General features: G+C 72.4%; 30 protein-coding genes. 14 read left to right on the top strand and 16 right to left on the bottom strand.

The genetic code is table 11. The features are described 5' to 3' along the window. A complete protein-coding gene (locus tag PP1_RS27505; protein WP_010227340.1) occupies nt 1-942 on the bottom strand; it encodes an AraC family transcriptional regulator in 942 nt (313 codons plus the stop codon). A gap of 82 nt (nt 943-1024) precedes the next feature. On the opposite strand from PP1_RS27505, the gene PP1_RS27500 reads away from it, so the two are divergent. Both PP1_RS27500 and PP1_RS27495 read left to right on the top strand, forming a co-directional pair. Further along, entirely contained in the window at nt 1025-1864 is an 840-nt protein-coding gene (locus tag PP1_RS27500; RefSeq protein WP_010227339.1) for an NAD(P)H-binding protein, read from the top strand. A gap of 47 nt (nt 1865-1911) precedes the next feature. Beyond that, on the top strand, nt 1912-2343 hold the full coding sequence (locus PP1_RS27495; protein ID WP_029239373.1) for a pyridoxamine 5'-phosphate oxidase family protein: 432 nt from the start codon (nt 1912-1914) through the stop codon (nt 2341-2343). Nucleotides 2344-2355: 12 nt separating this feature from the next. Here the strand turns inward: PP1_RS27495 and PP1_RS27490 are convergent, their stop codons facing one another. After that, on the bottom strand, nt 2356-3633 hold the full coding sequence (locus PP1_RS27490; protein ID WP_083697170.1) for a cation:proton antiporter domain-containing protein: 1278 nt from the start codon (nt 3631-3633) through the stop codon (nt 2356-2358). Between the two features lie 84 nt (nt 3634-3717). Further along, nucleotides 3718-4599, bottom strand: coding sequence for a helix-turn-helix transcriptional regulator (locus PP1_RS27485; protein ID WP_010227333.1), 882 nt, complete (start codon nt 4597-4599; stop codon nt 3718-3720). A gap of 175 nt (nt 4600-4774) precedes the next feature. Between PP1_RS27485 and PP1_RS27480 the strand changes: the two genes are divergently transcribed. The 3 genes from PP1_RS27480 to PP1_RS27470 all read left to right on the top strand — a co-directional run bounded on the left by PP1_RS27480 (nt 4775) and on the right by PP1_RS27470 (nt 7361). After that, complete coding sequence (locus tag PP1_RS27480) at nt 4775-5716, top strand: SDR family oxidoreductase (protein ID WP_010227331.1); 942 nt, start codon at nt 4775-4777, stop codon at nt 5714-5716. Nucleotides 5717-5792: 76 nt separating this feature from the next. Beyond that, the gene (locus PP1_RS27475; RefSeq protein WP_010227329.1) at nt 5793-6548 is read left to right on the top strand and encodes an SDR family oxidoreductase; all 756 of its coding nucleotides are present in this window, start codon (nt 5793-5795) and stop codon (nt 6546-6548) included. Nucleotides 6549-6620: 72 nt separating this feature from the next. Then, nucleotides 6621-7361 (top strand): TetR/AcrR family transcriptional regulator, encoded by a 741-nt coding sequence (locus PP1_RS27470; protein ID WP_010227325.1) that lies wholly within the window; start codon nt 6621-6623, stop codon nt 7359-7361. Nucleotides 7362-7381: 20 nt separating this feature from the next. Here PP1_RS27470 and PP1_RS27465 read toward each other — a convergent pair whose 3' ends face one another. Beyond that, complete coding sequence (locus PP1_RS27465; RefSeq protein ID WP_010227323.1) at nt 7382-8350, bottom strand: GlxA family transcriptional regulator; 969 nt, start codon at nt 8348-8350, stop codon at nt 7382-7384. Nucleotides 8351-8420: 70 nt separating this feature from the next. Here PP1_RS27465 and PP1_RS27460 point away from each other — a divergent pair, with 70 nt between their 5' ends. Further along, nucleotides 8421-9431: a saccharopine dehydrogenase family protein gene (locus PP1_RS27460; RefSeq protein WP_029239372.1), complete on the top strand. Its 1011-nt coding sequence runs from the start codon at nt 8421-8423 to the stop codon at nt 9429-9431. Between the two features lie 112 nt (nt 9432-9543). Here PP1_RS27460 and PP1_RS27455 read toward each other — a convergent pair whose 3' ends face one another. Further along, a complete protein-coding gene (locus tag PP1_RS27455) occupies nt 9544-9873 on the bottom strand; it encodes a hypothetical protein (protein ID WP_010227319.1) in 330 nt (109 codons plus the stop codon). Between the two features lie 189 nt (nt 9874-10062). On the opposite strand from PP1_RS27455, the gene PP1_RS27450 reads away from it, so the two are divergent. Further along, nucleotides 10063-10419, top strand: coding sequence for a hypothetical protein (locus PP1_RS27450; protein WP_075314456.1), 357 nt, complete (start codon nt 10063-10065; stop codon nt 10417-10419). A gap of 17 nt (nt 10420-10436) precedes the next feature. Here PP1_RS27450 and PP1_RS27445 read toward each other — a convergent pair whose 3' ends face one another. Next, a complete protein-coding gene (locus PP1_RS27445) occupies nt 10437-11231 on the bottom strand; it encodes an IS5/IS1182 family transposase (protein ID WP_010227053.1) in 795 nt (264 codons plus the stop codon). Between the two features lie 220 nt (nt 11232-11451). Then, entirely contained in the window at nt 11452-11925 is a 474-nt protein-coding gene (locus PP1_RS27440; RefSeq protein ID WP_139323903.1) for a hypothetical protein, read from the bottom strand. Nucleotides 11926-12037: 112 nt separating this feature from the next. Here PP1_RS27440 and PP1_RS27435 point away from each other — a divergent pair, with 112 nt between their 5' ends. After that, a complete protein-coding gene (locus tag PP1_RS27435; RefSeq protein WP_010241008.1) occupies nt 12038-12598 on the top strand; it encodes an HD domain-containing protein in 561 nt (186 codons plus the stop codon). On the opposite strand, the gene PP1_RS27430 is transcribed toward PP1_RS27435, so the two are convergent. From PP1_RS27430 to PP1_RS27420, 3 genes are all read right to left on the bottom strand, one after another. Then, nucleotides 12591-13064: an NUDIX hydrolase gene (locus tag PP1_RS27430; protein ID WP_010241011.1), complete on the bottom strand. Its 474-nt coding sequence runs from the start codon at nt 13062-13064 to the stop codon at nt 12591-12593. The genes PP1_RS27435 and PP1_RS27430 overlap by 8 nt on opposite strands. A 156-nt stretch (nt 13065-13220) precedes the next feature. Continuing rightward, on the bottom strand, nt 13221-13658 hold the full coding sequence (locus PP1_RS27425) for a thiamine pyrophosphate-dependent enzyme (protein WP_010241013.1): 438 nt from the start codon (nt 13656-13658) through the stop codon (nt 13221-13223). Continuing rightward, nucleotides 13570-14859 carry a thiamine pyrophosphate-binding protein gene (locus PP1_RS27420; RefSeq protein ID WP_010241016.1) on the bottom strand — a complete coding sequence of 430 codons (1290 nt, stop codon included), beginning with the start codon at nt 14857-14859 and terminating at the stop codon, nt 13570-13572. The genes PP1_RS27425 and PP1_RS27420 overlap by 89 nt, the downstream gene beginning before the upstream one ends. A gap of 101 nt (nt 14860-14960) precedes the next feature. Here PP1_RS27420 and PP1_RS27415 point away from each other — a divergent pair, with 101 nt between their 5' ends. Beyond that, nucleotides 14961-15431, top strand: a complete 471-nt coding sequence (locus tag PP1_RS27415) for an Lrp/AsnC family transcriptional regulator (protein ID WP_202796455.1) — start codon at nt 14961-14963, stop codon at nt 15429-15431. On the opposite strand, the gene PP1_RS27410 is transcribed toward PP1_RS27415, so the two are convergent. Continuing rightward, nucleotides 15428-15898 (bottom strand): GbsR/MarR family transcriptional regulator, encoded by a 471-nt coding sequence (locus PP1_RS27410; protein WP_010241019.1) that lies wholly within the window; start codon nt 15896-15898, stop codon nt 15428-15430. The genes PP1_RS27415 and PP1_RS27410 overlap by 4 nt on opposite strands. A 121-nt stretch (nt 15899-16019) precedes the next feature. Here PP1_RS27410 and PP1_RS27405 point away from each other — a divergent pair, with 121 nt between their 5' ends. The 4 genes from PP1_RS27405 (at nt 16020) to PP1_RS27390 (ending at nt 21008) form a co-directional block, all read left to right on the top strand. Continuing rightward, nucleotides 16020-17591 (top strand): GMC family oxidoreductase, encoded by a 1572-nt coding sequence (locus PP1_RS27405; RefSeq protein ID WP_010241020.1) that lies wholly within the window; start codon nt 16020-16022, stop codon nt 17589-17591. 38 nt (nt 17592-17629) lie between these two features. After that, on the top strand, nt 17630-19045 hold the full coding sequence (locus tag PP1_RS27400; protein ID WP_010241021.1) for an aldehyde dehydrogenase family protein: 1416 nt from the start codon (nt 17630-17632) through the stop codon (nt 19043-19045). Then, complete coding sequence (locus PP1_RS27395; RefSeq protein WP_010241022.1) at nt 19042-20199, top strand: M20 family metallopeptidase; 1158 nt, start codon at nt 19042-19044, stop codon at nt 20197-20199. Before PP1_RS27400 ends, PP1_RS27395 begins: the two co-directional genes overlap by 4 nt. 269 nt (nt 20200-20468) lie before the next feature. Further along, nucleotides 20469-21008: a pyridoxamine 5'-phosphate oxidase family protein gene (locus PP1_RS27390; protein ID WP_010241023.1), complete on the top strand. Its 540-nt coding sequence runs from the start codon at nt 20469-20471 to the stop codon at nt 21006-21008. A 247-nt stretch (nt 21009-21255) separates the two neighbouring features. Here the strand turns inward: PP1_RS27390 and PP1_RS27385 are convergent, their stop codons facing one another. The 3 genes from PP1_RS27385 to PP1_RS27375 form a co-directional block, all read right to left on the bottom strand. Beyond that, nucleotides 21256-21534, bottom strand: coding sequence for a hypothetical protein (locus PP1_RS27385; RefSeq protein WP_050802527.1), 279 nt, complete (start codon nt 21532-21534; stop codon nt 21256-21258). 104 nt (nt 21535-21638) lie between these two features. Further along, complete coding sequence (locus PP1_RS27380) at nt 21639-22178, bottom strand: DUF4288 domain-containing protein (protein WP_010241025.1); 540 nt, start codon at nt 22176-22178, stop codon at nt 21639-21641. A 497-nt stretch (nt 22179-22675) separates the two neighbouring features. Further along, the gene (locus PP1_RS27375; RefSeq protein ID WP_010241027.1) at nt 22676-22885 is read right to left on the bottom strand and encodes a hypothetical protein; all 210 of its coding nucleotides are present in this window, start codon (nt 22883-22885) and stop codon (nt 22676-22678) included. 216 nt (nt 22886-23101) lie between these two features. Here PP1_RS27375 and PP1_RS27370 point away from each other — a divergent pair, with 216 nt between their 5' ends. Next, nucleotides 23102-23308 carry a hypothetical protein gene (locus PP1_RS27370; RefSeq protein WP_010241030.1) on the top strand — a complete coding sequence of 69 codons (207 nt, stop codon included), beginning with the start codon at nt 23102-23104 and terminating at the stop codon, nt 23306-23308. A 172-nt stretch (nt 23309-23480) separates the two neighbouring features. Here PP1_RS27370 and PP1_RS27365 read toward each other — a convergent pair whose 3' ends face one another. Both PP1_RS27365 and PP1_RS27360 read right to left on the bottom strand, forming a co-directional pair. Further along, the gene (locus PP1_RS27365) at nt 23481-23987 is read right to left on the bottom strand and encodes a hypothetical protein (RefSeq protein ID WP_010241032.1); all 507 of its coding nucleotides are present in this window, start codon (nt 23985-23987) and stop codon (nt 23481-23483) included. Between the two features lie 54 nt (nt 23988-24041). Beyond that, nucleotides 24042-24509 carry a hypothetical protein gene (locus PP1_RS27360; protein WP_010241035.1) on the bottom strand — a complete coding sequence of 156 codons (468 nt, stop codon included), beginning with the start codon at nt 24507-24509 and terminating at the stop codon, nt 24042-24044. Between the last annotated feature and the right edge of the window lie 467 nt (nt 24510-24976).

The raw sequence follows: 24976 nt of genomic DNA, 5'->3' as shown, positions 1-24976 counted from the left end.
TCAGGTGGCCGCGGCGCCGGCCAGGCGGAACGCGCTCGGCGTGACACCGCGGACGCGCTTGAACGCCGCGCTGAACCCGAAGGCGTCGGAGTAGCCGACCTCGCGGGCGACCTCGGCGATCGTGGTCGTCTCGCGCCCGGACAGCAGGTCCGCCGCCAGGGTCATGCGCCACCGGGTCAGGTAGGTCAGCGGCGGCTCCCCGACGAGGTCGGCGAACCGCTTCGCCAGCGTCGCCCGCGAGACGGCCACCCGGTCGGCGAGCGACGCGACCGTCCACGGGGCTGCCGGCTCGGCGTGCAGCAGCCGCAGGGCGTGGCCGACGACGGGGTCGCGGTGCGCCGCGTACCAGGCGGGCGGCGCGCCGCCGGGCCGGTCGAACCACTCGCGCAGCGAGCAGACGAGCATCCAGTCCAGCAACCGGTCGAGGACGACCTGCTGCCCCGGCGCGTCGACGGCGACCTCCGCGGCCAGCAGGTCCCGCACGGCGTCGGCCGTCCCGTCCGGCTCGATGCGCAGGACGTCGGGCACCGCGTCCAGCAGCCGCCTGCCGATCTCACCGCCCACCGGGTAGGCGCCGACGACCAGCGTGGTGGCACCGTCGCCGTCGCCCTCGCCGCGGTCGTGCCACCCGAGCCGGTGCAGCGTCCCGCCCTGCTCGGGGGTCGCGCAGTCCTCACCGCACTCGATCGGCTCGGCAGCCGTCCCGATCACGTCGACGAAGGAGAACAGGCCGGGCCCCCGGAGGATCACCGTGTCGCCGGCGGCGAGGTGCTCGGGCGGGTGCCCGTCCGGGAGGAGCCATCCCCCGCCCTCGAGCACGGTGCACAGCGTGAGCTTGGCGCCGTCGACGAACCGCAACGACCACGGCGCGGTCAGGGTCGTGCTGCCGAAGAGCGAGCCCTGGGCCCGCACCCCGCGGAAGAGGTCGGCGAAGGCATCCACGTCTCCGAGGTTAGACGAACACACAGGCGATCCGGCTCCTCACCCATGGATTCGTCCGGCAATCAGCCGTTGAATCGTCGTCATGAGCACCACCGACACCACCCTCGTCCTCGGCGCCACCGGCAAGACCGGCCGGCGGGTCGCCGCCCGCCTGCGGCTGCGCGGGGTCCCGGTGCGCGCCGCGTCCCGGTCCAGCGCGACCCCGTTCGACTGGTCCGACCCGGCCGGCTGGGACCGGGCGCTGGACGGCGTCACCACCGCCTACGTCGTCCCGCCGACGGTGCCCGGCCCGGTCCACGAGTTCGTCGCCCGGGCCGCCGCGGCCGGCGTGCGACGCCTGGTCCTGCTCTCCGGGCACGGCGCCGACACCTGGGGCGACTCGTCGTTCGGGCGGGACATGCGCTCGGCCGAGGACGCCGTGCGCGGCTCGGCGCTGGAGTGGACCGTGCTGCGGCCGTCGAACTTCGCCCAGAACTTCGACGAGGACCTCTTCCACGCGCCGCTCGTCGCCGGCGGGCTGTCCCTGCCGGCCGGAGAGGTCCCGGAGGCGTTCGTCGATCTGGAGGACGTCGCCGACGTCGCGGCGGCCGTGCTGACCGGGCCCGGCCGGCACGCCGGGCGGACCTACGAGCTCACCGGGCCGCGTCCGGTGACCTTCCCCGAGGCCGTCGAGCTGATCTCCCGGGCGACCGGGCGGTCCCTCACCTACGAGCAGGTCTCCCCCGCCGCGTACACCGCGGAGCTGGTCGGGCGGGGTGTCGGCCCGGACGACGCCCACCACGTCGCCGAGATGTTCGTCCTCATGGCGCGCGGGGAGATCGCCGGGACCGACGACGGCGTCGCCACCGTGCTCGGCCGCGAGCCCCGTCCCTTCGAGGACTACGTCGTCCGGGCCGCGGCCGCCGGGGCGTGGGACCGGTGACCGCAGCGCACACCGACACCCGGGACAGGACCACGGAGAGGACCACCATGAGCACCACCACCAGCACCCTGACCGCCGAGGACATCGAGTTCCTCGGGCGCCCGCTGCACGGCTTCCTGACCCTCGCCGAGGGTCCGCAGCCGCCGCAGGCCCGGCCGGTCTGGTTCGAGGCCACCACCGACGGCGCGGTCCAGCTCTTCACCGAGCCGGACGCGCTGAAGGTGCGCCGCCTGCGTCGTGACCCGCGTGCCGCACTCGTCGTCGCCGCTCCGGTGGAGGAGCGCGAGCGCTGGGTGTCGGTCAGCGGCCGGGCCACGGTCGAGACCGACGGGGCGCACGACCTGGCCGCCCGCCTCGCCGCGCGCTACTGGGACCTCGACGACCCGGTCCGGGCCGCCGATCTCGCGGCGATCCTCTCCCAGGACGGGCTCCTGCGCGTCGTCCTCCGCCCGGAGTCGGTGCGGCGCCTCGCCTTCTGAGCCCGGGCCGGGTCACCGGCGCCGCCACCGCCAGGTGGTCCGGCCCACCCGTCCCCGGCCGTCCCCCGCCGGCTCGCCACCGGGGGACGGCCCGGGGTCGCCGGCCGTCGTCGCCGGGTAGGACCGGGACACCAGCCCCGACGACAGGCCGTGGACGACGATGCTGGCCACCACGGTCACGACGGCGACGGTGAGCGCGAGGTCCTCCTGCGGCGGGGGCAGGTCGATGAACGCGAGCATTCCGAACACGAGCGTCGCGATCCCCCGCGGACCCACCCACCCGACGACGAGGCGGTCGCGCGCGGAGAGGTCGGTCCCGATCAGCGCGGCCGCCACCGGCAGCACCCGGGCGACGGTCAGCGCGAGCACCGCGTAGAGCACGATCTGCCAGGTCACCGACCCGGCGGCGAGGGTCTGGTTCACGATCGCGCCGAACACGAACCACAGCGCGAGCGACAGCAGGTGCCCGACGTCCTCGGCGAGGTGCAGGGTGCCCGCCGGGAGCCGGCGCGCCACCGGCTCGAAGAACACGCCGGCGACGAACGCGGCGACGAACCCGTTGCCCCCGGCGACGACCGCGCCCCCGTAGGCGAGCAGGGGCAGGGCGAGCACCCCGATGCGCAGCGCCGACGGCTGGCTCCACCCCGCGACGAGCGACCGGCGCAGCACCCGCGCGGCGGCGACACCGACGACGGCGCCGACCAGGATCGCGATGCCCAGCGCGGGGACGCCGTCGATCGCGGCCTCCTCGATGGACTCCGCACCGGCCGCGGTCGCCGCGGCGAGTGCGAGGAGGAAGACGGGCGCGACGATGCCGTCGTTGAGCCCGCTCTCGACGTTGACGAGCTCCCGCAGCCGTTCCGGCACACGTCGGTCCCGGACGAAGGCGACCGCGGGTGCGAGGTCGACGGGCATGACGATCGTCGCGAGGACGGCCGCCATCCAGATGCCCGCACCGCCGAGCAGGAGGACGCCGCCGCCCCAGGCCAGCAGGAGCGACAGCGGGAGGGCGACCAGCAGGAGCCGCAGGGTCAGCCGCGGCTCCCGCCCCAGGACGCCGCCCGGCACCTCGGTCGCGTCGGTGAACAGCAGGATCGCGAGGACGACCTCGACGACGTGCTCGGCCGACTCGTACTCGAGGTCGAAGACGAACACCGGGTCGGACCCCGCGGTGAGCAGGACACCGGCCACCAGCATCGCCAGCGGCATCGTGACGCTGAACCGCGCGAGACGGCCCGCGACCAGGGCCCAGCCGAGCAGAATCAGCATGATCACGACGAGCGCGAGCATCGGTCCCCCAGCCCCGGGCCCCGTGTCGAGTCCGTCGGGTGACGGGGCCGACGCGCTCGGACTCGGCTGCCTGCCCGCCGCCCGTTACGTCACCGGGAGACCGTCGCCGGGGTGTCCGGGTGCGGCCGGGCCGAGCGGCTGCGCCCCGATGACGGACAGCAGTTGGAGCTTCTCGTGGCTCTCGCTGCCCGGTACCGCGGTGTAGACGAACAGCATGTGCGACTGCTCCGGGTCGACGAGCGTCTGGCAGTTCAGCTCCAGCACGCCGAGCTCGGGGTGGACCAGTGTCTTGGTGTCCCGCGGGCGGATGCCGATCTCGTGCTCGTCCCACAGGGCCGCGAACTCCTCGCTCTGCCCGAGGAGGAGGTCGGCGAGGTACGCGGCCCGCGACCCGGGCCCGCGCAGGGTGACGAGCCCCCGCAGGCCGGAGGCGTACATCCGGGAGAGGAACGCGTGCTCCTCCGGCGCGTACAGACGGCGGGTGTCCGGGTCGGTGAACCAGCGGTAGCCGCGGCTGCGCGCCGGGCCGGTGTAGCCGGTCGTGTCGCCGGTCAGGGCGACGCCGAGGGGACTCTGCCGCAGCGTCTCCCCCAGCTCGGTGACGATCTCGGCGGGGGTGTCGGCGAGGCGGTCGAGGATGCGCTGCAGGCCGGGACCGATGTGCTCGCTCGCCGCCCCGCGCAGCGGCGGGTGGTGCCCGGCGAGCCGGAACAGGTGGTCGCGCTCCTCGAGGGAGAGGTGCAGGCCCTGCGCGATCGACGCGAGCATCTGCTCCGACGGCTGGGGCCCGCGTTCCCGTTCGAGGCGCGCGTAGTAGTCGGCCGACATGTGACAGAGGGCGGCGACCTCCTCGCGCCGCAGCCCGGCGGTCCGGCGGCGCCGTCCGCGCGGGAGCCCGACGTCCTCGGGCTGCAGCGCACCCCGTCGTCGCCGGAGGAACTCCGCCAGCCCGGTCCGGTCGATCACGGCCCACCACCCTCCCCCTCGATCACGACCCCGTTCCTACCGCGCGACAGCCGGCCGGACCACGGATCGTCGATCCCCCGCTACGGCCGCAGCCACGGATCGGCGGGCCGTGGATACGGACCCGCCGGCGCGTGAGCCTGGACGGGTACCGCCCGGAACCCCGAGGAGACACGCCATGCCGCGCACGCCCGACATCACCGTCCCCGACCTCCGCGGGCGGCGCACCGTCGTCACCGGCGCGAGCGACGGGGTCGGCCTCGGCATCGCCACCCGGCTCGCCGCCGCCGGGGCCGAGGTGGTCATGCCCGTCCGCAACCCGCGCAAGGGCGAGGCCGCGGTCGCCGGAATCCGCCGGGAGCACCCCGATGCCGACGTGTCGCTGCGCGAGCTGGACCTGTCGTCGCTGGCGTCCGTGGCCGCGCTCGGCGAGACCCTGCGCGGCGAGGACCGGCCGATCCACCTGCTGGTGAACAACGCCGGCGTCATGACCCCGCCGGACCGGAAGACGACGGCCGACGGCTTCGAGCTGCAGCTCGGCACGAACCACCTCGGTCACGTCGCACTCGTCGGGCACCTGATGCCGCTGCTCCGCGCCGGCCGGGGCCGGGTGACCTCGCAGGTCAGCATCGCGGCCGCCCGGGGCGCGATCCACTGGGACGACCCGAACTGGGACCGCTCCTACGACGGCTCCCGCGCCTACGGCCAGTCGAAGGTCGCCCTCGGGCTGTTCGGACTGGAGCTCGACCGGCGCAGCCGGGCGGGCGGCTGGGGCATCACGAGCAACCTGTCCCACCCCGGGGTCGTGCCGACGAGCCTGCTCTCCGCCCGGCCCGAGGTCGGGCGCGCCCGGGACACCCCGCAGGTGCACGTGATCCGGGCGCTGTCGCGGTGGGGGGTCCTGATCGGGACGGTCGCGACGGCGCAGCTGCCCGCGCTGCTGGCCGCGACGTCCGCGGACGCGCAGGGCGGGCGGCTCTACGGGCCGACGGGGCTCGGGCACCTCGGCGGCGGCCCCGGGGAGCAGGACCTGTACCGGCCGCTGCGCAGCGAGGAGGACGCGGCGCGGATCTGGGACCTGTCGCAGGAGCTGACGGGCGTGAGCCTCACCGCGGCCTGACGGGGGTCCTGGATCGACTCGACACCCGTTCTGTATCTCTGATACACAGGAGTGGTCAGTCGATATAGGAGGAGACATGGCCACTCACACGCTGCAGGGCAAGAACGTGCTCGTCGCCGCGGGCGGCAAGAACCTCGGTGGCCTGGTCAGCCGGCAGGCCGCCGAGGCCGGGGCGAACGTGGCGATCCACTACAACTCGGAGTCGTCCCGTCCCGAGGCGGAGGACACGCTGAAGGCCGTCGAGGCCGCCGGGAGCCAGGGGGTCCTGCTGTCCGGGGACCTGACCGTCCCGGCGAACGTCGAGCGGCTCTTCGCCGATGCGACCGGATCGCTCGGACCGATCGACGTCGCGGTCAACACCGTGGGCAAGGTGCTCCGCAAGCCGATCGTGGAGACCACCGAGGACGAGTACGACTCGATGTTCGACATCAACTCGAAGGCGGCCTACTTCTTCATCAAGGAGGCCGGCCGCAACCTCGCCGACAACGGCAAGATCGTCACCATCGTGACCGCGCTGCTGGCGGCGTTCACCGACGGCTACTCCACCTACGCCGGTGGCAAGTCCCCGGTCGAGCACTTCACGCGTGCCGCGGCCAAGGAGTTCGCCGAGCGCGGGATCTCGGTCAACAGCGTGGCCCCGGGCCCGATGGACACTCCGTTCTTCTACCCCCAGGAGACCCCGGAGCGGGTCGAGTTCCACCGGTCGATGGCCATGGGCAACCAGCTCACCCGGATCGAGGACATCGCGCCCATCGTGCGGTTCCTGGCGACCGAGGGCTGGTGGATCACCGGCCAGACGATCTTCGCCAACGGCGGCTACACCACCCGCTGAGCGGGTCGCGGCGCCGTCGCCGGTGCTGAGCGTCGTGGCAGTGACCCGACCCGGTCGACCTAAGGTGGAGTCGTGGGACACGAACCCCCCGGCGGGACCAGGAACCGGCTGCTGCGCGCCGCTGCCGACCTGATCGCGGCGTCCCCGGGCGAGACCGTCCCGTTGCGTGCGATCTGCGACGCCGCCGGTGTCCGGCTGCCCACGCTCTACCACTTCTTCGGGAGCAAGGAGGGGCTGCTCGACGCCGTCGTCGAGCACGGGTTCGAGCAGTACCTGTCCGCCAAGCAGGAGCACGAGCCCAGCGGCGACCCGATCCAGGACATCCGCGACGGCTGGGACGCCCACGTCGAGTTCGGCATCGCCAACCCCGGCTTCTACGCCCTGATGTACGGCCAGGTCACGCCGGGCCGCCGACCCGCGGCACAGGAACGGCCCACCACGATCCTCCTCGGCCTGACGCGGAAGGCGGCCGCCCGCGGACGACTCGCCGTCGAGCCCGACCGGGCCGCGGCCCACATCCTCGCGGCCAACATCGGCGTCACCCTGCAACAGATCATCACCGCCCGTCCCGACCCGGGACTGTCGGCCGACATGCGCGAGGCCACCATCGCGGCCGTCACCGGCGGCAGCCGGCCCGCCCACCATCCGGCGGAGGAGCCCCACCTCGCCCGGGCGGCGGCGACCCTTCTCGCGCTGCCGGACGACAACACGGTCCTCGGTGCCCCCGAGACGGTGCTGCTCAAGAAGTGGCTGGCCGACATCGCACGCCTCCCCGGCCCGGCCCACCGACCAGGGACGTCGTCCACGCCCTGAGCCCGCAGGCACCGTCGGCCTCAGCCGGGGCTCGGGCGGAGCTCGTGGGAGCTCCGGAAGGCGGCCCGGTAGGCCGTCGGGCTGACGCCGAGGGAGTGCCGGAACCGCCGCCGGAGCGTCGCCGCGGTGCCCATGCCGCAGCGTGTGGCGATCTCCTCGACGGAGGCGCCGGTACGTTCGAGGAGGTCCTGCGCACGGCGGATCCGCTGGTCGTGGAGCCAGGTCAGCGGGGCGACACCGAGCTCGGCCAGCATCCGCCGGGCGAGCTGCCGGCTGCTGAGCCGGGCCCGGTCCGCGAGCCCCTGCACCGTGATCGGCTGGTCGAGACGGGTGCGCGCCCAGTCGAGCGCCGCAGCGAGCTCGTCGGTCACGACGGGGTCGGCCGGCGCGACGATGAACTGCTGCTGGCCGCCGGGGCGGTGCGACGGGACGACGAGCGTGCGCGCCAGCCCGTTCGCCGCGGCGGTGCCGTGGTCGAGGTGGACGAGGTGCAGGCAGAGGTCGAGCGCCGCGGTCTTGCCCGCCGACGTGAGGACCTGCCCGTCGTCGACGTAGAGGACGTTCGCCCGCACGTCGACACGGGGATGACGCTCCGCGAGCTCGGCGGCGTGCATCCAGTGCGTGGTCGCCGGGCGGCCGTCGAGCAGACCGGCCGCCGCGAGCACGAACGAGCCGGTGCACAGGGCGGCGATCCGCGCGCCCCGTTCGTACGCGGCCCGGAGGGCGGAGAGGAGCTCCGCGTCCGGCTCGCGGTCGAGAACGGACGTGGACGGGACGAGGACGGTGTCGACCCGGGTCAGCGCTGCGAAGTCCTGGACCTCGGCACCGGGGAACCAGCCGGGGGCGACCCCGTTCGGGGTGCAGACGACGACGTCGTACCACTCACCGGTCGCCGACAGCTCGGACCTGTCGACCCCGAAGACCTCCGACGCGATCGCCGTCTCGTACAGCATCGAGTCCTGGTGGAGGGCGAGCCCCAGGGTGTGCATGTCCGAAAGTGTACGTACATCGTCGGATCAGACACTCGAACGAACCCCTCTGCGCTGGTGAGGTGGACGCATGGAGAGCAGAGTTCTGGTCTACGGGGCGTACGGCCACACGGGACGGTTCGTGGTCGCGGAACTAGTGCGGCGCGGCCTGGTGCCCGTGCTGTCCGGACGGAGCAAGGCGGCCCTGGACGACCTCGGGGACAAGTTCCCGGGGTCGGAGGTACGGCCGGCGTCGGTCGACGATCCGGCCGCGCTGGACGCCGCGGTACGAGGGGTCTCAGCGGTCGTGAACGTCGCCGGCCCGTTCCTCGACACGGCCCGTCCGCTGGCGGACGCCGCCGTCCGAGCGGGAGCGCACTACCTGGACGTCGCGGCCGAGCAGGCTGCGGTGCAGGGCCTGTACGACGCGTACGGAGCCCCCGGCGCCGCGCCGGACGTGGCGGTGGTGCCGGCGATGTCGTTCTACGGCGGGCTGGCCGACCTGCTCGCCACCGCCGCGACGACGGGATGGGACACGATCGACGCGGTGACCGTCGGCATCGGCCTCGACCGGTGGTGGCCGACGAGGGGCACGCGGATCACCGGCGAGCGCAACACGGCCACACGGCTCGTCGTCGACGGCGGGCAGCTGGTCCCCGCACCCGCTCCGGCCCCCGAACGGGAATGGGTGTTCCCGGCCCCGATCGGGACGCAGACCGTGGTCGGTGTGCCGTTCAGCGAGATCGTCACGATGGCGCGCCACCTGCCCGCGAACCGGATCGAGAACTACCTGGCCTCGGTCGCGCTCGGGGACGTCCGTGATCCGGCGACCTCGGCGCCGCAGGCCGTCGACGAGCACGGGCGCTCGGCGCAGGTGTTCGTGGTCGACGTCGTCGTCCGGCGCGGCCGGGAGGAGCGCCGCATCGCGGCGACCGGCCGGGACATCTACGCGGTCACCGCGCCGCTCGTCGTCGAGGCGGTCGTGCGGCTGCTGGACGGCCGGGCGCAGGAGCGGGGTGTCCTGGCGCCCGGCGAGGCGTTCGACGCGCAGGACTTCCTCGACTCCCTGAGCGCGGAGTGGCTGACGATCGACACCCCCTGACGACGAACGATCCCCCGCCGCAGTGCGCTGCGGGGTGACCGCTGCTCACCGCTGCTCAGTGGTGGACCTGTCCGCCGACGGGACAGCAGGAGTGTGCCTGTCGCGCCGCAGATCAGAGCATCGCCATGATCACGAAGAACGCGAAGATGTCGATCACGCCGAGGACCATCGCCCCGACCGCGTCGTTCTTGCCGCGCTGCCCCGGCAGGAGCTGGTTGTACGCGGTGAGCCCGAGTGCGAAGGCGATCGGACCGAGGACGATGCCGAACACCAGCAAGCCGAGCCCGCCGCAGGCGATGGCCCAGCCGGCGAGCTTGCGGGCGGACTCGGAACGCGCGGCGGCCTGGTGCTGCTGCCAGGCCTGGTGCTGCTGCCACGCCTGGTACTGCTGCCACTGGGCCAGCTCGTAGGGGGTCGGCTGCGGGGAGTTCGGAGTAGTCATGCACGTCCATCCGGCGCAACCGGGCGGTCGTTAGCCGGCGGCGGGCCGGATCGACAGAAGTGACGATCGGCGAGAAGTCACTCGCAGGAAGCCCGACTCCCTCACACTCTGTCGGGCTCACGCCCGCGTCGTTGCGCACGTGCAGACCGGATCCTTCAGCTCCCCACCGGCGTCCACGAGGAGTGACCGATGACCGAGGACGGCAGTCCACTGCCGGCAGGCTGGGCAACCGCCATCGGACGTCCGGAGGTGGCCGACCGAGCGACGAACGATCTGACGATGATGCTGTTGCTGGTCGAGCGGAGCACCTCTCCTCCGCCTCCGGACGACGTCCTTGACGAGTGGCTGCGAGTCATCGTCTCCGAGCGATACACGGTCGCCATGTCCGACCTTCACTTTCTCCGCGCGGCCAGGCGGGTCGGCTGGTCCGCGGAGCGCCTTCGCGACGCGCTGGCGGCTTCCCCGTCCGTGACGATCGACGAGCTCGAAGACCAGCTCGAGCAGAAGGTGGCGAATCTCCATCCGTCGCGGAACAGTCAGCAATGAACTCTTTCCACTTGGCGTCAGCCAGCGAGGATGAGGGTTTGGATCGCGTTGACCAGCGCGGTGGTGCGCTGCGGGCAGCACCTGATCTTCCGCAGGACTTTCCAGCTCTTGAACATCGCGTTGGCGCGTTCCCCAGGCCCGCGTTGCGCCGCGTGGGCGGCGTTGACCTCCCGCTGCGCCGGGGAGAGCCGCCGGCGCTCACCGGTGTCCCGATCGGCCGGTCGCCGGCGCTGCGGGAGATCGAACGTCGGGCTGGCGCCGCGGTATCCGCTATCGGCGACCACCTGCACCCGGGCAGCGGCGAGGGCGTCGATGATCCCGTGCTCGCGGGCGGCACCCATGTCGTGCCGCGCACCGGGCAGCGCCGGTGAGGCCCAGACCAGCCGCCCGGCCGGGTCGCTGATGACCTGGACGTTCATGCCGTGGCACTTCCATTTCCCCGAGTAGTACGGGCGGTCACGTCCCGAAGCCATGGCGACCCGGTCGATCCGCAGCAGGGTCCCGTCGAGGATCACGAACGCCTTCCGTAGCGCCACCGCGACCGCTTCGGCCAGGGTCGGGGCTTGGGCGGCGAGGACGTCGATCGCCTCGCGGATGTAGCGGAACGCTGTGGTGGTGCCGATTCCGAACCCGGCGGCGAGGTCGGGGTAGGTCTCGCCCTTGCGCAGGTGCGCGAGGGCGAGCAGGGCGTGGCGGCTGACCGGGAGTCGCCGCCAGCGGGTACCGCGCTGGTTGCGGCTGCGCTGCAGGGCGTTGGTCAGGGTGATCAGCGCGCGGCTGGACACCGACAGCGCGGACGGGTAGGAAAGCACCGGAGCTCCTGGTGGACAACGAGTTGATCTAGGCAATCACTCGTCTACCAGGGGCTCTTCTACTTTCCGGGCCCGCCACGCCGGGCACGACCAGCCGCATGATCACCAGGTTGGAAAGGGTTCAATGAGTCGAGACCAGCCGACCACCGTCTCCGGCGTAGATCGAAAGCACTCTCCGCCGACTTCATCGCCATGCAAGGTGCCAACTCCCCGGTTCACCCTAGAGAGCCACCAAGCCGCAATACTTGAGCAAACGCAACCATGCCGTGCATTCCGCATCCCAATCCGATAATTCCGCGACACCGCGGTCGGTCACGATTCTGAAATTCTGCACTCTTGCCAGACCTGCCGAGGTCAGATTGACGGCAACATACCGACCGGACAGTCCTTCCCAGTCGACACCTACTCGGCCAGGCTCGATGACCCGCGGATACTCGACGACGAGTCGCTCGAAGTCTCTCACAGAGCCTATCTGGAAAACTTCTTCGTCGGACGCAAGATCGAAGGGAAAGTTTCTCCGCAGCTCGGGAAATTCACTGAGCTCGCTCCGTTCCCATGCATTAGCACCGTCAGGAAGTCTCGAAGAATTCAACAATACGCCGTCCGGCTTGTCGGAATCGCCGCGGAAACGTCTCCGACCCGCAACACCGGGTGATGTCGGGTGAGCTCCGGAACAAGTACGGATCAGTTTCATCCGCTATGGGTGTCCGAACGGGCGCCCAAAGACGTCGACGCTTCCTCCTGCTTCGACGTCATGATCGACGCGTCCCAGCTTCGCGTGCAGGGGCGGCATACTGTCGGCGGTGATGCCTGAGACACCGACGGCCGGTGAGGCTCGGCACCTCGCCCGGCAGCTCCTCGAACCGCTGCACCGCCGCTGGGCCCACGTGCAGGCGGTGGCGGAGAAGGCACGGGAACTGACCCCGGCCGTCACCGAAGACGATCGCGAGCTGCTGGTGGTCGCGGCGTGGCTGCACGACATCGGCTACTCCCCCGCCGTCCGGGACACCGGAAGCCACCAGATCGACGGCGCGGCGCACCTGGAGCGCGAGGGCTACCCGGAGCGCCTGTGCGCGTTGGTCGCCCACCACTCGGCAGCGTCCTACGAAGTGGCAGAGCGCGGCCTCGGCGACCGCCTCGCCCGCTGGGAGCGCGAACGCTCGCCAGTGGCCGATGCACTCTGGACGGCGGACATGACCACCGGGCCGGCAGGTCAGCGGATGAGCTACCCGGAACGGCTCGACGAGATCCTGGAGCGCTACGAGCCGGACTCCGCGGTCGCCCGGGCGATGACGGCGGCGCGAACCTCGATCGAGGCCGCGATCGACCGGACCACACGGCGACTCGAACGAGCGCGGCTCAGCTGATCCGCGGCGCGCGGTCGCCCCGTAGCGCGTCGTCGATCCGCCGACGCATCGACGGGTGGATGGTCAGATCGGCGATGTCGGCAGGATCCACCCACTTCGCCGCCTTCGTCTCGGTGCCGTCCTCGCGCAGCCTGCCGCCGGTGGGCCGGGCATGGAAGCATACCGAGAACTCCTGGCGGACCTCCCCGTCGTCGTAGGCCATGACGTGGCGAGGGTCGGTGTAGATACCGACGAGCCCGGTGATCTCGACGGTCAGGCCGGTCTCCTCGGCAACCTCGCGGACGGCGGCCTCGGAGATCGACTCACCCAGATCCATGCCGCCGCCCGGAAGGGCCCACTTGTCGTTGTCGACCTTGAGGATCAAGAGCAGGTGCCCACGGTCGTCCCGCACCGCGGCGGTGGTGGACGGGACGACGCTGTTCGCCTGCGGGGCATCAGGGTCCTGGAAGTAGTCGATACGGCCCATCGGGTGAGCATGGCGCACGGTCACCTCGCACGAGGCCGGCTCACTCCCGGACCTCCTCGAACGAGTGCATGAGGCGCTCTCGCACCAGCCCGCCGGGGACGCGGCGCAGGTGCGTGACCGCGCGCCGGGGGCACTGCGCCGACCCTCCTCGGCGTCTCAGCGCCCGTGGTAGCTGTCGGCCAGACCCAGCAGTCCGGCGGGCAGGTCGAGCGGATCGGTCCGCACGTGCAGCACGGCCAGGCTGTCCGGTGCACAGGACACCGCGGCCAGGGCCTCGTCCAGCTCGCCGGGCGTCGCCGGCTCGGCCGTCACCATCGGCACACCGGGCGCGAACGCACGGGCGAGCGCACACCAGTCCCACGGGGCGACGTCGTTGTAGACCGCCGACGGGCTCTGCAGGGCGCGTTCGATCGTGTAGCCGGAGTTGTCGACGACGATCACGACCGGCGGCTGCGGCAGCCGCGCGAGCGTGCTGAGCTCCTGCACCGTCATCTGGGCGGCACCGTCACCGATCACCAGCACCGGTCGTCGTGCCGGGTCGGCGACGGCGCAGCCCAGGGTGGCGGGCAGCGCGTAGCCGATCGACGACCACACCGGCTGCGCGACGACGTCGGTGCCTGCCGGCAGCGTGATCCCGGCCGCGCCCCCAGAACGTGGTGCCGATGTCGGTGACCAGCCGGTGCCCGTGCGGGAACCAGCTCTCCAGGTGCGCCCATAGCGTCGCCTGGTCGAGCTCCGGACCGGCCTCGGGCCCCTCCGGAGCGGTGTCGGGCAGGTCGCGGCGCAGCGCAGCGCCGTCGACCAGTTCGGTCAGCACGTCCAGCGCGGTCGCGAACGGCACGCCGTCGATCCGCGCCCCGGCCACCGTCGCACGGTGCAGTCCCAGGTGGATGGTGTGGGCGGGATCGTCGCGGTGCGAGAACATCCCGGTCACGGCGTCGGCCATCAGCGTCCCGGCCTCGATCACGACGTCCGCGGTGTCGACGGCGAGGATCGCCCGCTTGGCACCGATCGTTCCGCAGTAGACCCCCGCGAAGTGCGGCGAGTCGGGGTCGACGGCGCCGCGGGCGGAGACCAGGGTGACGACCGGGGAGGCGGCCGCGTCGACCAGCCGGGCGAACCTGTCGACGGCGCCGGAGCGTTCCACGAGGTGGCCGGCCACCAGGACGGCGCTGCGGGCCCCGCCGAGCAGGTCGGCGGCGGCGGACCGGAACCGGCCGACCGCGCGCTCGTCCGCCGCGGTGAGCGGGAGCGGGGCCGCCGCTGCGGGCACCAGTGCGGTGGCGACGTCGACCGGTACGGCCAGGTAGACCGGACGCAGCTCGCGGACCGCGGTGGCCAGGACGTCGTCGATCCGCGCCGCGGCGTCCCGGGCGGTCAGGACGGCACCGGCGGCGGTGACCTCGGCGTAGGCACGGGCGAAACGGCCGAAGTCGCCGTCGCCGAGCGTGTGGTGCAGCAGCCGTCCCGCGGCGGCGGACGTCGTGGGCGGAGCGCCGGTGATCTGGACCAGCGGCACGTTCTCGGCGTAGGCGCCCGCGACCGCGTCGATCGCGCTGAGCTCGCCGACGCCGAACGTCGTGACCATCGCGGCCATGCCCCGGGTGCGGGCGTAGCCGTCCGCGGCGTATCCCGCGCCCAGCTCGTTCGGGGACCCGACCCACTCCTGGCGTCCCTCGGCGAGCATGTGATCGAGCAGGGTGAGGCTGAAGTCGCCGGGGACACCGAACAGGTGCTCGACGCCCAGCTCGCCCAGCCGGCGAGCGAGGTACTGCGCAACGGTCACGGTCTGCATGGCCCCAGCTGACGACGATGCATCGCCCTGCGCAATACTCGACCGATCGATTGCGCAGGATGCGTCATCCTACGGCGAGACGCGAACAGGAGGTGGTCATCGTGCGCCCTCTGGACGGGACCGACGCCAGGATCCTCCTGGCGCTCGACGACGACCCCGGCGCGACGGTCGTGGCCCTCGCCGAGCGCCTGGGCCTGGCCCGCAACACGGTCCACGCACGGCTGCGCAGTCTCGAGGCCGACGGCGCCCTCGCCCCGCCGAGCGTGCGCGTCCGGCCCGCGCACGCCGGGCTCCCGGTGCTCGCGTTCCTGACACTGGCGATCAGCCAGGGGGACGCCGACGCGACGATCGCCGAGATCGCCGCGGTGCCCGAGGTGTGCGAGATGCACGCGATCACCGGGGACGGCGACCTGCACGTCCGCGTCGTCGCCGCGGACAACGCCGACCTGCACCGGATCACCGGCAGGCTGCTCGGCTGCACCGGGGTCGTGCGCTCCAGCACGGTGATCTCGATGGTGGAGGTGGTCCCGCTGCGGACGGCGCCGACGCTGTCCGGGATCGCCGACCGCTAGAGACCGGCCCGGTACTCCTCGAGCAACGCCGTCAGGCGGGCGACCATGAAGTCGTAGTACCCGGCCATGTCGCGCAGCCTGCGGCGTTGGGTGTCCGGCAGGGCGGCCCCGTTCGCCTCGGTCCGGTGGGCGAGGTCGCGCAGGTCCCGGGTCTGCCGGAGCTGGTGTTCCAGGCAGCCGACCCAGGCGTCCGCACGCCACTCGTAGACGAAGTGCCGCGCACCCGGCGCCTTCACCCGCTGCACGACGCCGTTGGTGATCAGCAGGCGGGTGATCTCCGACATCGACCCCGCGCTGGCACCGACGTCGGCCTGGAGCTGCTGGGCGGTCATCGCCCCCTCGGCGAGCATCAGCACCCCGGCCGTGCGTCCGGCCATCGGCGGCCAGCCCATGGTCCGGCCGAGGACCGACGCGAAGTCGTCGATCAGGACCTCCGCGTCCGCCGAACGGGTGCCCGAGGCGACCATACCGACCTCATTTCGATCAGCTCTGAATTTTCGCTATTGACTGAGAGTTCAGGAAACGCTGATAGTACCGGCCATCGGCGGCCCCGTCCGGGATGCTGCCCCGTCCGGCGGAGGTTCGTCCGTGACCAGGAACGGCTGGGACGTCATCGTGGTGGGGGCCGGCTCGTCCGGCGCCGTCCTCGCGAGCCGCCTCTCCGAGCAGGGACGACACGTCCTGCTCCTCGAGGCCGGCCCCGACTTCCGCTCGGCGGAGATGGCGGAGGTCTGGCGCTCCCCGAACCCGGTGCGCGCACTGATCGACCCGGCGGCGAGCGCGCCGCTGGTGTGGCCGGGCCTGCTGGCGACCCGGACCGACAAGCAGGAGCCCGCTCTCTACTGGCGGGGCCGCGGCACCGGCGGCAGCTCCTCGATCAACGGGCAGATCGCCATCCGGCCGCCGATGGAGGACTTCACGGACTGGGTCCGGCAGGGGTGCACCGGCTGGTCCCCGGACGACGTGCTGCCCTACTTCGCCCGGTCCGAGGACGACGAGCAGTTCGGCGCCGAGCCGTACCACGGCCTCGGTGGGCCGACCCCGATCCACCGGATGGCCCGCGCGGACTGGGGGTCGGTCGACACCGCGCTGCACGCGGCCGCGCTGGCGGCGGGCCACGCCCCGGCCGAGGACGTCAACGCGCCGGGCGCGAGCGGTGTCTCGCCCTACCCGATCAACTCCCGGCACGGTCGACGCGTCACCGTCAACGACGGCTACCTGGAGCCGGTGCGCGGGTCCGGTGCCCTCACCGTCCGCGGCGACGCCCTCGTCGACCGCGTGCTGATCGAGAACGGCCGTGCGCGGGGTGTCCGGTACCTCGCCGACGGCGTCCCGGTCGAAGAGCGGGCGGATCTCGTCGTGCTGAGCGCCGGCGCGGTGCACTCTCCCGCGGTGCTGATGCGCTCCGGCGTCGGCCCGGCCGGTGCGCTGCGCGGACTCGGGATCGACGTCGTCGCCGACCTCCCGGTCGGCGCCGGTCTGCAGGACCACCCGATGGTCGGGGTCGCCATCCCGCTGAACGAGGCCTCGGCGATCCGCACCGCCGACGACCGGCACACCAACGTCTGCGTGCGCTACACGAGCGACGCGCCGAACGCGCTGCCGCTGGACATGATGTTCGTGTCGCTCAACCAGAACGTCCTGTCGATGGAGAGCGCCGACGTCCGGTTCGGTGCGGGCGGTTTCGGGGTCTGGGTCAACCAGGCCCACTCCCGCGGCTCGGTCACCCTGACCTCGTCGGATCCCACCGCACATCCCGAGGTGCGGGAGGCGATGCTCTCCGACGAGCGCGACCTCGCCCGGCTGCGCTCCGGGTTGCGCGCGCTGGTCACGATGGCCCGCGGCGACGACGTCGCCGCCATCTCGGACGGACCGGTCGACCGGGTGAACGGGCGGCTGCTCTCGATCCTGGACGACGACGCGCAGCTCGACGACCACCTCCTGGCCACGGCCGCCGACGCCCAGCACGCCACCAGCACCTGCCGGATGGGCGACCCGGCGAGCGGGGACACCGTCGTCGACCCGGGCTGCCGGGTGCTCGGCGTCGACGGGCTGCACGTCGTCGACGCCTCGATCTTCCCGTCCGTCCCGCGGGCGAACACGAACCTCGCCGCGATCATGGCCGGCGAGCTGATGGCCGACCGGCTCGGCCGCTCGTGACCGCCCCCGCCCACGACCCGAGGAGCGCGATCCCAGCCGTGCGCACGCTGCAGAACCACATCGGGGGCCACTGGACGACATCGGCCGCAGACGAGACCGGTGACCTGGTCGACCCGGCCACCGACGAGCTCGTGGCCCGGTGGCCGGTGGGCTGCGCGGAGGACGTCGACCGCGCGGTGACGGCCGCCGCCGCGGCCCGGCCGGCGTGGTCCACGCTGTCGCTCGACGAGCGCCTCGCACACCTGGAGCGGGTCGCCGACACCGTTGCCGCGCACGCGGACGAGCTCGCCGAGCTGCAGTGCCGGGAGATGGGCAAGCCGGTCGGGCTGGGCGCGACCTTCATCGCGAACGGCGTCGCCGCGCTGCGCGGCTCGCTGGCCGACGCCCGCAGCTACACGTTCGACACCACGACCACGCATCCGGACGGGAGCTCCACCCGCGTCCTGCGCCACCCGCTGGGCGTCGCCGCGGTGATCACGCCGTGGAACTTCCCGGTGCTCAACGTGCTGATCGCGATCGGACCGCTGCTGGCGGCGGGCAACACGGTCGTCCTCAAGCCGTCCGAGCGCTCCCCGCTGTCCAGCACGCGCCTGGTCGAGCTGCTCGACCTGCCCGACGGCGTGCTCGGCCTGGTGCACGGCGACGTCCGCGCGGGCGGCCCGCTCGCCGGGCACCCGGGGGTCGGACTGGTCCGGTTCACCGGCTCGGTCGCGGCCGGGCGCGCCGTCGGCGCGAGCTCCGGGCACAGCCTGCACCGGTCCGTGCTGGAGCTCGGCGGCAAGGACCCGGTGATCGTCGACGCCGGCGTCGACCCGGTCGCGACCGCGCAGGCCGTCGCGTTCGGGGCGTTCGTCAACACCGGACAGATCTGCACGTCGATGGAACGCATCTACGTGCACCGCGACGTCGCGACGGCGTTCGTGACCGCACTCTGCGAGGCCGCGGCCGGCTACACCACCGGCGACGGCCGCGACGAGAAGACGGTGCTCGGCCCGCTCGTCGACCGGCGTCAGCGGGAGATCGTGCACCGCCACGTCACCGACGCCGTCGACCGCGGGGCGACCGTGCTCGTCGGCGGGGCCGTCCCGCCCGGGCCGGGCAGCTTCTACCCCGCCACGGTGCTCACCGGCGTCGACGAGTCGATGCTCGTCATGACCGAGGAGACGTTCGGCCCGGTCGCGCCGGTCCGGATCGTCGACTCCTGGGAGGAGGGCATCGCACGGGCCGGCGACTCGCCGTTCGGCCTGGCGTGCACCGTCTACACCTCAGATCCCGCCCACATCGCGTCGGCCGGGTCCGTGCCGGCCGCGGTGACCTGGGTGAACCAGTGGCAGGGCGGCGGACCGGGCCGGGTCTACGAGCCGTCCGGGGACAGCGGGATGGGCGCGACCGGATCGCACGCCGCCTTCGACGCCGCGACCCGCCCGGCGACGGTGCACGTGGCGGCGCCGTGACCGCGCCGCCGACCGCCCCCGACCGGCTGCGGCGCGACGTCGAGGGGCGGATCCGGGCTGCCGGCACCGACCTGGTCGCTCTGTCACACCGGATCCACGCGCACCCCGAACTCGCGTTCTCCGAGATCCGCGCCAGCACGTGGGTGGCCGAAGCGCTGGCCGGGGCCGATTTCGCCGTCGAGCACGGGTGCCACGGCCTGCCGACCGCGGTGCGCGCGACGATCGGGACGGGCCCGGTGCACGTCGGGATCTGCGCGGAGTACGACGCGCTGCCCGGCATCGGGCACGCCTGCGGGCACAACGTCATCGCCGCCGCGGCCGTCGGCGCCGGGCTCGGGCTGGCGCGGGTCGCCGACGACCTCGGGCTGACGGTGACCGTGCTCGGCACACCCGCCGAGGAGGGCGGCGGCGGCAAGGTGCTGATGCTGGAGCGCGGGGCCTTCGACGGCCTCGACGCCGCCATGATGGTGCACCCCGCAGCCGTCGAGATGGCGGCGATGCCCGGCTCGGCGGTCTCCGTGTTCGACGTGACCTACCGGGGCGTCCCCGCGCACGCGGGTGCCTATCCGGAGCGCGGGATCAACGCCGCGGACGCGATGACCGTCGCCCAGGTCGCGATCGGGCTGCTCCGCCAGCAGACCACCGGCACCGACCGGATCCAGGGCGTGGTCACCGAGGCCGGGACCGCCGCCAACGTGATCCCCGACCTCGGCCGCGGCCGGTGGATCGTCCGGACCGGGACCGTCGACGAGCTGGGACCGCTGACCCGGCGAGTGCAACGCTGCTTCGAGGCCGGCGCCCTGGCCACCGGCTGCGATCTCGAACTCGTCCCGGCCTGCCCCGACTACGCCGACCTGCGCCCCGACCCCGGGCTGCTGGCCCGCTACCGGGCCAACGCCGAAGCGCTCGGCCGCACGTTCCCCGACCTGCCCGCGGGAGGTGTCGTGGGCGCGGCCACCGACATGGGCAACGTCTCGCACGTCGTGCCGACGATCCACCCGATGCTCGGGCTGGACTGCGCGCCCGCGGTGAACCATCAGCCCGAGTTCACCGCGGCAGCCATCAGCCCGGCGGCCGACCGCGCGGTCCTCGACGGCGCCATCGCGATGGTCTGGACCGCCGCCGACCTGGCCGCCGGGAGGCCTGGGGCATGACGGCCGGTGGAACCGGTGCGCGCGGGACCCGACCCATCGGTGGTCCGGTCGGTGATCGACACCCGGCGACGGCCTCTTCCTGGAGGAACAGCGATGGCCAGGCAGTTCGATGTGGAGCCGGAGCTCGATGCCCGGGGCGTTCAGTAGCGGCCGGTACGCCGCCAGGCCGTAGCGGATCCGCGCAGCGAGAGTTCCGGTCCCGAGCGCGTTCTTCCCTCAGTACGCAGCTCGACAGCCTCGCTGTCGGTGGGAGCTGATTACCTGCCCGAATGTTCGAAACTCCCGACGAGCTTCGCAGCCTCCAGGTCCTGCTCGACAAGTCGCTTGCCGCGTCCAGCGACCACCTGAAGTCGATCGTTCGGCCAGGTGAGAGCACCGTGGACGCCGAGCAGGTCGTCCACGCCTGCCAGGGCATGTGCACACTGGCCATCGCCACAGTCACCCGGCGCGGCGAGCCACGCATCAGCGGCGCCGACGGGCATTTCCTGCACGGCCGCTGGATCATGGGTACCCACCGCCAGGCCGCGAAAGCCCGCCATCTCGCAGCGCGGCCCGGCATCAGCGCGACCTTCATGCGCGGCGAGCAGCTCGGCATCTTCACGCACGGACACGCCATTCCGTTGAACCCCGAGGGGACTAACAGCGACCCGACTTGGCCGGACGTCCGCGACTACCTCGTCGACCACTACGACGACGACGGCGACAACCCGTTCTGGGACGAGAGCGTCTGGTATCGCATCGACCCCACCTGGATGGTCGCCTACAGCGCCGACCCCCTCGGCCTGCTCACCCCACAACCATCGAGCTGATGTGAGTTCGCGCGGATCCACCTCAGGCCGTCACCGCGGGGCCGGTCGAGGGTTGCCGGCGGCGCCCCCGCCTGCACTGCGGATCTGACCGGTCGTTCCGGAGCCGGCCTGGAAAGCAGGCTCCGGAAATGAGCTCCGGGTACATCCCCGGACACAACGAAATCCCTGGTCAGATCCGGCTCTTCGATGACGTGACCAGAGGTTCTGACACTGGCGACACTGGGCTGGCATCGGCGTGGAGCTGCCCTCACTCGGCTGGTCCCGCGACGGGCCCACCACCGTGCTGCTCGATCCGCGCCTGCTCGATCAACTCCGGGTAGTTCTCGACGGCCTCATCGTCATCCAGTTTCCAGTGTGCCGTCGACCAGGGGATCGGACATGGAGATCGATGCATCGGGTCGGGGCAGAGCATCAGTTGGATCTTGTCGGTCAGGTCTCTGGCTTGCTCAGCCGTGCAGAACACACCGATCCTGAGTTCCCACACGCCTGCGTGCTCCTGGTCCGCCGGCTCCAGTACCGCGTTCATGTCGGTGACTGTGACGACGGGGAAAGAAAACGACATCAGGGTTTCACCTGGCCCGGTACGGATGTCTCGAAAGCCGGGGTCAGGGCCCGCCCTGCTGCTCATGGTCAGAGCTGCTCGCCGTCGCACAAGGGGTCGAACCGCCGGTACGCCGCGATGTCGCGGAAGTGACGGCTGTACACGTCGACGACTGTCGTCGTGAAGTCGTCGCTCAGAGCCGGAGCGACATCGACGACGCGCACCAGGCGATCACTGACCGTCTCCCCGGCGTGGTTCGTGAAGGTGGTCTCGGCGTCGTGCCCGTGTCGTTCGGCAAGCCTCTGGGCGCCGTCCAGTGACGGCGCGCGCAGCATGAGGACGTCCTCGCGGTAGAGCGGTCGATAGCTCGGCGCCGACGATGTCGAGTCGAACAGGAGGACAACGACGAACAGCGCGTCAGGAGCCATGTCCGCATCGTCGCCCCGGAGGCTGCCGACTCGCTTCAGGTCGATCCCGGAGGCGCACCCCGGGATCGTGAACGGGACATGCTCGTCACCGTCGTCGCGCCTGCGGGCAATCCGGAGTGCGACTTCCTTACATCTCGAGCCGGCCGCGGTGGCGGTCGTGCGCGCGCCGGTCGCCAGGGGGAGGCCCGGGCCCGCGATCACTGGCCGGCCGCGGGAATGGCGGGGCTGCGGTGATCCGGAAAAGTACTCCGGGAACGACTGAGGCCCAACTCGAATTGGTCGGATTGGGCCTCTGACCGGCGTGGGCGATACTGGGATCGAACCAGTGACCTCGTCGGTGTGAATGCGGCCCGGCTTGCGTTCCTGCTGCTGGTGAGGCTTGTTCAACGCACTGACCTGCCGGTCTTCTACCGGCTCGGTGCGGCCTGTGCCCGAGGGACCTGGGAGGGATGTTCCCTCGATGTTCCTCGTGATCATCGAGCCTGACGGCACGGCCCTTCCCCTGCCCACTCCCCTCCCTGCACCGATACGAGGCCGCACGAGCATGGTTCGGGTGGTGTCCAGGGCCGCCGGCAGGCGGTCGCGGAGCGACGGTTCTGCGTGGGGCTAGGGGACGCAGAGGTTCGGCCCGAGCGGCCAGGACCGGTCGAGGTGACCTGGCGGGCCCGGGTGGCCCTCGCCGTCCCACTGCGACAGCATCAGCGCCGGCACGGTGACCCGCCGGGCCTCCTCGACGTTCGCCGTGGCAGGTGGCTCCCGGCGAACAGCAGCGCCGCCACGATCCGCGGTCCCCGCGCCATCCGGACGCCGATCGCGGTGATCACGCCCGACCAAGCAACCGGGCCGTGCCCGGGCAGGGCGGCGAGCACCGCCCGCCACTCCGGGACCGACGCGTCGACCAGCGGCATGACCAGCCGGTTCGACGACGGCGTCGGAGACGGGTTCGCCCGCCTGCAGCGCACGGCGCAGGCCGGTGCGGGCGGCGTTGACGCCGGGCAGGCGGGGTCAACCGCCGCTGCCGGGCAGCTCCAGGGTCGCGGCGGTGTACCCATCCGCGAGGCAGGACCGGGCCCGGCCTAGCGCCGCACACCGACAGCGATGTGCTGTTCCACGGGCCGGGCTGAGTGCCGCGCCCGTCGTTCCTGGACGACGTCGAGCACCTCACCGCGGCCGACGCCTGGGTCACCGAGTGGCAGTACGGCACGGCACGCCCGCGGCTCTCCGCACGCACGGACCTGCTCGTGTGGCTCGACCTGCCGTTCTGGACCGTCACCTTGCCGAAGGCGCTGCGCCGCGCGTGGCGCCGCAGCCGCGCCCGCGAGGTGCTGTAGAACGGCAACGTCGAACCGCTGCAGCGGCGGCTCTTCGTCGACCGGGAGAACATCCTGCGCTGGGCCGTCTCGACCAGGCACGAGTACCGGGAGCTGGTGCCCGCGGTCGCCCGAGAGCATCCGGCGCTGACCGCGGTTCGGCTCCGGTCACAGTGGGAGGTCGACGGCTGGGTCACCGGGCCGCTTCAGCACTCGCTGCGCGGGACCAGGCCTTCGGCAGCCGACCCAGGTGCGGCCGGAGGGCCTCCGCCTCCTCGGCGGCCCTCAACGCGGCGAGGGTGGCGAGGAGCTCGGCCTGCGCGCGCGTGGCCCGGTCGGGATCGAACCGGAACCGGGTCTCGGCCCGGACCGCGATCGCCGCGGCCCACGCGGCGCGCGTCACCTGTTCCGCGGACCGCTCCCCCACGCCGGGCACCCCGACGAGCCGGCGCGTGTTCTGCACGTCGGCGACGCTGCGCAGGCCGGCCTGCTCGATCGCGGCCCATCGGACGCCCCCGCAGGCCGCCTCCTTCAGCGCGGACACCGGCATGGCCTGCAGCCGCCGGTGCACCTCGTCCGCCTTCAGGGCGTCCAACTGGTGTGAGGCGCGAGCGCGAAGTTCTTCGGCCCGGCCGAGCAGGGCGGTGCCGCGCGCGGCCAAGTCGCGAGCGGCGGCCACCGTGGCCTGAGCGTCCGCCATCAGCTCCTCTCCCCCCAGACAATCACCGATTCTTCGATCTTCGCAGAGCTCGGATCATGGCTGCTGCCATCGGGGCCGGTACTCGGCCACGATCTCGTCGAGCCGCCGTTCCAGCAGCTCGGTGAGTTCCTCCTTCGTCCGGTCCTTCGCCAACGCCCGGAAGCACGGGCACGAGAGGACGTCACCCTTCCCGACGAGGCACACGAAGACGCCCGTCACACGCAGCCCGTGGACGACCGTGTCCGCCTGCTCGTCCCCGGGAAGCGGGATCCTGCGGGCGAACGCCGCCAGGATCTCCTGTTCGAGCGAGCCACGGTCCAGGCGCTTCGCCGCTCGTGCCGCCACAGTGCCGACGGCGTCGTGCACGGCCTGCTTCGCCTCGTCCACCTGCTCCGCGAGGTCGGCGAGGGACGAGCAGTCGACTCGGCCGACCCGCCACCGCGGGGCGGACCGCCACACGTCGTCGTTCAGCGCCGTTGCGAGCTGATCCGCGACCGTCCGCCGCCAGCCGACAGTGAGCACGGACCGCGCGATCTCGGCCTTCTGCCGCTCCGTCAGCCGACCGGTCGGCGCGGGCTCCCGCGGTCGAGGAATGCGAGCGACGGCCGCTCGCTCACGCCGCCGAGCGGCCTGCCACGTCCGGTACCGGCCGACTCCCCACGACCATGCGTTCTGGTGCTGGTAGCACCGATCCCAGGACTCCACCACCGGCCTACTGCAGTACCCCCGGGTGGTTTTGTTTTTCGCCCCACAATGATGTCCGCTTCCCCCCATCCATCGAGAATTCGGGCCGTAGCTGGGGAAGTCACTCCGCTCGACGAGTGGAGTTCACCCGATCGTGAGCCCACGTGAGCATCACGTGACGACCCCACTAAGTTGGACACGCACGATCCAGGAGGGATTCGGTGGTGCATCCCGCCAGGAGTCTCTCCGCACGAAGGGGGAGCCGCCATCACAGCGACCAGTGAGTCCCAGGTCCGGCAGGCGCT

The organism is Pseudonocardia sp. P1 (genome assembly GCF_000178675.2).
Taxonomy (GTDB): Bacteria; Actinomycetota; Actinomycetes; order Mycobacteriales; family Pseudonocardiaceae; genus Pseudonocardia.
This window is presented reverse-complemented; position numbering and strand designations above follow the sequence as displayed.